5 protein-coding genes and 1 pseudogene are annotated in these 7,438 nt (G+C 63.8%); 4 read left to right on the top strand and 2 right to left on the bottom strand.

All coding sequences use genetic code 11. From position 1 onward, the window contains the following. Positions 1–261, bottom strand: a pseudogene (locus AC1DXV_RS28535) (hypothetical protein); the annotation flags it as partial. Continuing rightward, positions 258–584 carry a hypothetical protein gene (locus AC1DXV_RS28530; protein ID WP_477874790.1) on the bottom strand — a complete coding sequence of 109 codons (327 nt, stop codon included), beginning with the start codon at positions 582–584 and terminating at the stop codon, positions 258–260. The gene AC1DXV_RS28530 and the pseudogene AC1DXV_RS28535, both read right to left, overlap by 4 nt. A gap of 211 nt (positions 585–795) precedes the next feature. Here AC1DXV_RS28530 and AC1DXV_RS28525 point away from each other — a divergent pair, with 211 nt between their 5' ends. The 4 genes from AC1DXV_RS28525 to AC1DXV_RS28510 all read left to right on the top strand — a co-directional run. After that, positions 796–5,010, top strand: coding sequence for a PAS domain S-box protein (locus tag AC1DXV_RS28525; RefSeq protein ID WP_477936776.1), 4,215 nt, complete (start codon positions 796–798; stop codon positions 5,008–5,010). After that, positions 5,007–6,134, top strand: coding sequence for an ATP-binding protein (locus AC1DXV_RS28520; RefSeq protein ID WP_477871205.1), 1,128 nt, complete (start codon positions 5,007–5,009; stop codon positions 6,132–6,134). The genes AC1DXV_RS28525 and AC1DXV_RS28520 overlap by 4 nt, the downstream gene beginning before the upstream one ends. Before the next feature lie 173 nt (positions 6,135–6,307). Then, complete coding sequence (locus AC1DXV_RS28515; protein ID WP_477871202.1) at positions 6,308–6,841, top strand: GNAT family N-acetyltransferase; 534 nt, start codon at positions 6,308–6,310, stop codon at positions 6,839–6,841. A 372-nt stretch (positions 6,842–7,213) separates the two neighbouring features. Beyond that, a partial coding sequence (locus AC1DXV_RS28510; RefSeq protein ID WP_477871200.1) for a hypothetical protein occupies positions 7,214–7,438 on the top strand: 225 nt, incomplete at its 3' end.

The raw sequence follows: 7,438 nt of genomic DNA, 5'->3' as shown, positions 1-7,438 counted from the left end.
CGGCAGGCCGGTGCGGATGATCTCCTGCTCGTCCTCGAAGGCCGGCCGGGCATGCGCGTCGGAGAAGACGTCGAAATCCGATTTGCCGACCAACCCGTCGGGTGTCGCCATCCCGAACTGGAGCGCCTGCGCCGCACTCGATTTGATGAAGCGGGACTGCCTGTCCTTGAAATAGATGTGATCCGGTGAGTTGTCCAGCAGGGCCCGCAGCAGGTCGCGTTCGTCGACGCCCGCCGGGAAGTGCTCGGGTGCTGCCCTCACAGATGGGCCCCTGCGATGTCACGAAGCGTCAGCGCATGCAGGTGGTCCACCGGTCGGCTCATGGCGTCAGGCAGGCGCTCGTGCGCCGGATTCGGCCGGGCACAGCGCGGGCAAGCGTCGAGGGCTTCGCGGTGGACGAGATCGCAGCCCAGGCAGCACACCGTGCCGGCGCTTAGTTCGGCCGCGGCCAGCTCGGCGAACACCGTTGGGCGCATCGCCGACACCGTCTTCCGGCAATGGGGGCAATCTTCATGGGGAACGGAATGGCTGGCACAAAACATCGATGACTCCCTGGCACTGCGCGTGCCTTCTATGGTCGACATGTTCTGCTTGACGCGACCTCCCCATTTCCACGAAGAACGCGGCGAAGCAGCGCCAATTCCGTCATCGTGAAAGCGGCCTGTCTTATCTGATAGTTGGATGAGTCTGGATCGGACGTATCCTTTACTTAGCCCCAAGCACAGCATCGCATATCTGACAAAGAGGAATTCCCAGTGCTGAGGCGAGGCTGCTTTGCTGGGGGAGGATGCGCTGATGAAGAAGTCGTTCCGGTTTGCGGACTGGCCATTGCGCGCGAAAATGGCCGCACTGCTTGCAGCCACTTCGCTGCTGCCGCTGGCGCTGTGGGCATACGTGGATCTGCGGCAAGACCAGGCCCGCTTGCTGAATGGTGTCAAGGACGTGCTTGAGGCTCGTGGCGACCAGATCGTGCACGAACTCGATGGCTTTCACCGGGGTTACCAGCGTTCGGTCACCCAGCTGGCGGGCTTCCCCGAATCAGCGGCTTACTGCGCTGAATCACCGGATCGCAGCGCAACGCGGCGTACAGCGATGCTGGGGATCCTCTCGGCCTATCCAGCAAGCGATACAGGTATCCGCGGCGCCGCCTTGCTCGACGGCAGCGGGCGCGTCCTCATTGCCACGGAGTCGCCATTGATCGGTGTCGACCTCTCCGATCGTCCGACCGTGCGCGAGGCGATGCAGGGCCGTTCTGTTATTTCCGACCTCTTCATCTCGTCGCCTCGCAGTGGTTCCGTCCCGACGATTGCCTACCTCATACCGATCCCTGGGCCAAGCCAGCGCGTGGGGTGCATCGCCGTTCTGTGGGTGCATGCGAAAGCGCTGTGGGACACGGTCAAGGGATCCAATGCGCTCGCAGGCCCCGGCAGCTTCGCGGTTCTTTTCGATCGCGAAGGGATACGTATCGCGCACACCTATAGCGACGAGATCGTCTTCCACCCTGGTGGGGCATTGGATCCCGCCACCGTCGAGCGCCTCGTCACCGAACGCCGCTTCGGGGACAAGACACGAATGTTGCTCGAAGACGTTAGATCGTTCCCTGAGCAGTTCGACCGGTCCCGCGCTGCCGTGCCGTCCCCTGGCGTGTTCCGCGGTTTCGCCCCCGTCAATCAGACCTGGAACTACGGTGTCGCACGCCGGTTCGAGACGGTGCCATGGACAGTTTTCTACATGGTTCCTGAGGCTGCCGTCGTCGCGCAGATCACTGAGGCTACACGTGAGAGAGTGCTGATGTCGGCAGGGATCCTTGCTCTCGCCGCGTTCATCGGGCTGGTGTTTGCAGCAAGCATCCTGCGGCCCATTCGCGCGCTGGGCATGGCCGTGGAGGCCATCGCCAGCGGCGACCTGGCCGCCCGCATTCGGGGCCTGCGGGGCGACGAACTGGGGCAATTCGGTGGCAGCTTCAACGCAATGGCTGCTCGCCTCCAGGAGCAGGACACGGCGCTGCGGCAATCGCGCGATCAACTCGATCAGCTGGTGCAGCTGCGAACTGCCGAACTGACCCGCAAGACCCAGGATCTCGAAGCAGAGATCGTCGAGCGGGGACGCATCGAAGGCGCGTTGCGTGAACGCGATGTGGCCCTGCACCGTGCCCATGTGATGGCAAAGCTGGCCCATGTGATCACGCGACCCGATGGATCGTTCGAGGCATGGTCCGAGACATTGCCGCTGTTGATCGGGGTCGAGCCTGCCCGGATGCCTCAAAGCACCCGCGAGTGGATGAGCCTGCTGCATCCGGACGACCGCTCGACGTTCCGCAATACCAGCATCGCCGCCGGCGTTGCGGGCGTGCGTATGGACGTCGAGTACCGGCTTCGACGGGCGGACGGTATCGAGATCCATGTCCGCCAGGTGATCGAGCCGATTCCCAGAGTCGTCGATGCCGGCGGCAAGATGCGCTGGTTCAGCACCTTGCAGGACATCACCGAGCAGAAGCGAGCCAACGAGGATTTGCGCGAGAGCCAGCGGCTGCTGAAGGCCATCATCGACAACTCGGCGGCGGTGATCTATGTGAAAAACCTTCAGGGACGTTATCTGCTGGTCAACCGGCGCTATACAGAGCTGTTCCACATCAGCAACGAGGCAGTCGTCGGAAAGTCCGATCACGAACTGTTCGCTGCGGAGGTCGCGGATGCCCTGCGCAACGTGGACCAGCGCGTTGCCGCAGCGGATGCTCCACTGGTCGAGGAAGAGTTCGTCCCCCATGACGGTGAGCCGCACACCTATGTGTCGGTGAAATGCCCGCTGCGCGACCAGAATGGCAAGGTGTACGGCGTGTTCGGCATCTCCACCGACATTACTGATCGCAAGCGCAGCGAAGATGCCTTGCGGGCCAGCGAAGAACGCACTCGCCTGATCGTGGACACCGCGCTCGATGCCGTCGTGACAATGGACGGCACGGGGGCCATCACCGGCTGGAGCCCGCAAGCCGAAACCACCTTCGGTTGGACGAACGCCGAGGCGTTGGGACGGTCGCTGGCGCAGACGATCATCCCCGAGCGCCACCGCGAGGGTCACAGGCGTGGCCTCGAACGCTACCTTGCCACCGGCGAGGCCGCGGTTCTGAACAAGCGCGTCGAGTTGACTGCGCTGCATCGGGATGGCCACGAGTTTCCGATCGACCTGTCCATCACGCCGATTCGAACCGGAGCGACACCGGCCTTCAGCGCGTTCGTGCGCGACATCACCGATCGCAAGCTCGCGCAGGCGCGACTGGAGGCACAGCTGGAGCGACTGACCCTGCTGGACCAGATCACCCGCGCGATCGGCGAGAGACAGGACCTGCGCAGCATCCATCAAGTCGCGATGCGCAGCCTGGAAGAGCGCTTGCCGGTGGACTTCGCCTGCGTCTTGCACTTTGATGCGACATCCAACGCCCTGACGGTCATCCGCGTCGGCGCGCACAGCCAACCGCTGGCATTGGAGCTGGGGCTGGCAGAGAAATCGAGCGTCGAGATCGACGAGAACGGGCTGTCGCGCTGCGTTCGGGGCGAACTGGTCTACGAGCCAGACATCCGGCAGGTCGCGTTTGCATTTCCGCAGCGGCTCGCGCGGGGCGGCTTGTGCTCGTTGGTCATTGCCCCGTTGCAGTCCGAGAGCCGTGTGTTCGGCATCCTCGTGTCCGCGCGTCGGTCGCCGCAAGCCTTCAGCAGCGGTGAATGCGAGTTCCTGCGCCAACTCAGCTCCCATGTGGCGCTCGCCGTCCAGCAAGCCGAACTGCACGGAGCGTTGCAGCAGGCATACGACGACCTGCGCCAGAGCCAGCAGACAGTCATGCAGCAGGAACGTCTGCGGGCCCTTGGACAAATGGCCAGCGGCATCGCCCATGACATCAACAACGCCATCTCGCCCGTGGCGCTGTATACCGAGAGCCTGCTGGAACGTGAGCCGCATCTGAGCGAACGAGGGCGTGGCTACCTGGTGACGATCGCGCGCGCAATTGACGACGTGGCCGCCACGGTGGCTCGCATGCGGGAGTTCTATCGCCAACGCGAGCCACAGTCGCTGTCGACATCGGTGCGGCTGAATCCCTTGGTGCAGCAAGTGGTCGACCTGACCCACGCCCGCTGGAGCGACATGCCACAGCAACGCGGCATGGTCGTGCGCCTGCTGACCGAGCTGGATCCCGATCTACCCGCTATCTTGGGTGTCGAGAGCGAAGTGCGCGAGGCGTTGACCAACCTGATATTCAATGCAGTGGACGCGATGCCCGACGGCGGTCTGTTGACATTGCGAACACGCCGCACCGGCTCATCCGAGGACGCCCCGGAGACGGCTCGACGCTACGCCGTGGTGGAAGTCACCGACACCGGCACAGGCATGGACGACGACACGCGGAGCCGCTGCCTGGAACCCTTCTTCACGACCAAGGGCGAGCGCGGCACAGGTCTCGGACTGGCGATGGTGTACGGCGTCGCACAGAGACACGGCGCAGATGTTGAAGTTGAAAGTGCCTTAGGACATGGCACGACGGTGCGCCTGAGTTTCCCGATCCCGACCGTGGAACCAAGCGCATCGGCACCGCCGCGACCACAGGCGCCAGCAGCGCGGCAGCGCATCCTGATCGTCGACGACGATCCGATCATGCTCAAGTCGCTGTGCGACACGCTCGAACTGGATGGCCACGTCGTCACCATCGCAAACGGCGGCCAGGCTGGTATTGACGCTTTCGAAGCGGCTCGCCCACTCGTCGAGGCCTTCAATGTCGTCGTGACCGACCTCGGCATGCCGTACGTGGATGGCCGCAAGGTCGCCGCGGCCGTGAAGGCGGGCGGGAACACAACGCCGGTCATCATGCTCACCGGCTGGGGGCAGCGGCTCATGAGCGATGGCGAATTTCCTGAGCACGTGGATCGCGTGCTGAGCAAACCACCCAAACTGCGCGAACTGCGCGCGGCATTGGTCGAGCTGACCCAGGCGGCCACGGATTCGATAAAGGAGGCCCAGTGACCGAAGTACCCCAAGGTCGACTGCTCATCGTCGATGACGAGGTCGCGCAGATGCAGGCGCTGTGCGACACCCTGGAAGACCACGGCTACCAGGTCGTCGGTTGCACCCACGGAGAAGAGGCTCTGGTAGCTCTGCGCCAAGGTCCATTCGACCTGCTGCTGGCCGATCTGATGATGCCGGATCTGAACGGGATCGATTTGCTGCGGGCAGCGCTGCAAGTTGATCCGATGCTGGTCGGCATCATCATGACGGGTGAAGGAACAATCGGCTCCGCCGTCGAGGCGATGCAGACCGGCGCGCTGGACTACATCCTCAAGCCGTTCAAGCTGAGCGCTATCCTGCCAGTGCTGGGACGAGGCCTTACGGTGCGGCGCCTTCGGCTGGAGAACGCAGAACTCGCGCGGCGCGTGCACAAGCATGTCAGCGAGCTCGAAGTTGCGAACCGCGAGCTCGACGCCTTCACGCGCTCGGCCTCGCACGACCTGCGCGCGCCGTTGAACGTCATCAGCGGATTTGCGAAGCTGCTGGTGAGCGATCCAAGCGTGGAGTTGCCAGCAGAGCAACGCGGCTGGTTGGCTCACATCGAACGATCGGCGCAGCGCATGCACCAGTTGATCGACGCAATGATGCGTCTGTCGCGTGTGGGGCGGCAGACACTGACGATGCAGGCCGTGGACCTGGCAGTGCTGGTGCGGGGTGTCGTCGACGACTTGCTGCAGGAGCAACCGTTGCGCGTGATGCCACGGATCGGCGATCTACCTGAGATTGTTGCTGACGCGACGCTGCTGAGGCAGTTGTTCGTCAATCTGCTGTCGAACGCGTTCAAGTTCACCCGGCGCGCCGAGCGCCCCGCGATCGAGATAGGCTGCGAACAGCGCGGCGAAGAGCGGGTCTTCTTCGTGCGGGACAACGGTGCAGGTTTCGACATGGCACGCGCGCCCCGTCTGTTCGATGCGTTCCAGCGCTTCCACCGTGCCGAGGAGTTCGAAGGGAGCGGCGTGGGACTGTCGATCGCGCAACGCATCGTCGAGCGACATGGCGGACGCATTTGGGCGGAAGCCGCGCCAAGCAGGGGTGCGACCTTCTTTTTCACGCTCTCCGGAGCGGATGCCACTCAAGAATGAAGGCGGGAGGGAAGCTCATACTCTAGAGGTAGGCGGGGATCGAAAGCGATACGTCATGACCGCACACAGGCGCTTGCCTGCGCGACCGTCGACCGGGCGTCCCGGAGCAGATGGAGCGATCCTGCCGGAGAATCGCGAGCCAGCCATTCTGGATGACAACCACGAGGCGCGAAATGTACGTAGACCTTGTCGCTGAGCCGCAATACGAGTCCTTGATCGATCTACTCTGCGAGTTGCACGCCTACTACAACGAAGGCGCGGTGGTTGCCCGAGATGCCGTGCGGGAGCATCTCATTGACAACTTGCTGGGACCGAGCTCGCCACACCGTCTGATCGTGGCTACGGTGGACGGCAGCCGGGTGCTCGGCCTGGCCGCCATCACGCTTGTGTATTCGCTCGTGGACTTCGCGCCGGATATGCGTCGGCACTGCCAGCTGAAGGAGCTGTATGTGAGTACGGCCCAGAGGAGCCAAGGGGCCGGCAGGGCACTCATGACATGGGTTTCCCGGTACGCCCGGGACAACGGCTGCAGCCGCATCGACTGGCCGGTGAAGGCGTCCAACATCCGAGGAATGTCCTTCTACGAAGTCCTCGGTGCTGCGCTCGTTCCGGAAAGACTCAGCTATCGACTCTCGGAGCCAAACTTGAGTGCCCTTGCATACGGAGGCGGGGCCCGAGTCTCGCGCGACGGCGGTGCATGGCGGTGACGTGACGTTGGCGAACGTCGGCTTCGCGTTCGCCTGATGTGGCTAGGCGGAGGACCGCTTTAGGCTGGGTGCGGTCGATCAGACTCAGACGCCGAACGACCGCTCGTACCGAAAGGAGACCTTCGGCGCAACGCGTTGGGTCTGCTCAGACGCGTCCGAGCGGATGTGGGCGCGATGGCGGTGCTGACCTAGTCGAATGCACTTCTAGCGCACCCACATGAAGATTGGCATGCCGCGCGGGCCCACTTCCGGCCTTCAGCGCTTCCGCTGAGGCGTACTCTGCGGCTAGCGCTTGCTCCAGTGTCGCCTGCCCGTCGAGAGGTTGTGCGCCGCAACATCGCCTGGCGGCAATCACCGGATCGAACACACCCCATGCAGAAATCGGCCCTTTCAACCGCGCGAGTAGCGGGCCTCGCCGTCGGGCTGCTCGGCGTGACCCTGGCCGTACGCTGGGTGTTTCAGGTGGACGTCATCGCGCGCATCTTCCCCGGCTCCGAGCACGTGGGCATCGTCGATCCGCTGCTCTTCGTCGCGGCGAGCATCTGCCTGTTCAACGCTTCGCGCCCCTCCAGCCCGGCCGCCTGGCTCACCCGACTC

The sequence above is a fragment of the Rhizobacter sp. P3_C12 genome (assembly GCF_056402735.1).
The sequence above is the reverse complement of the archived record's forward strand: the minus strand, read 5'-3'. Positions and strand labels throughout refer to the sequence as shown.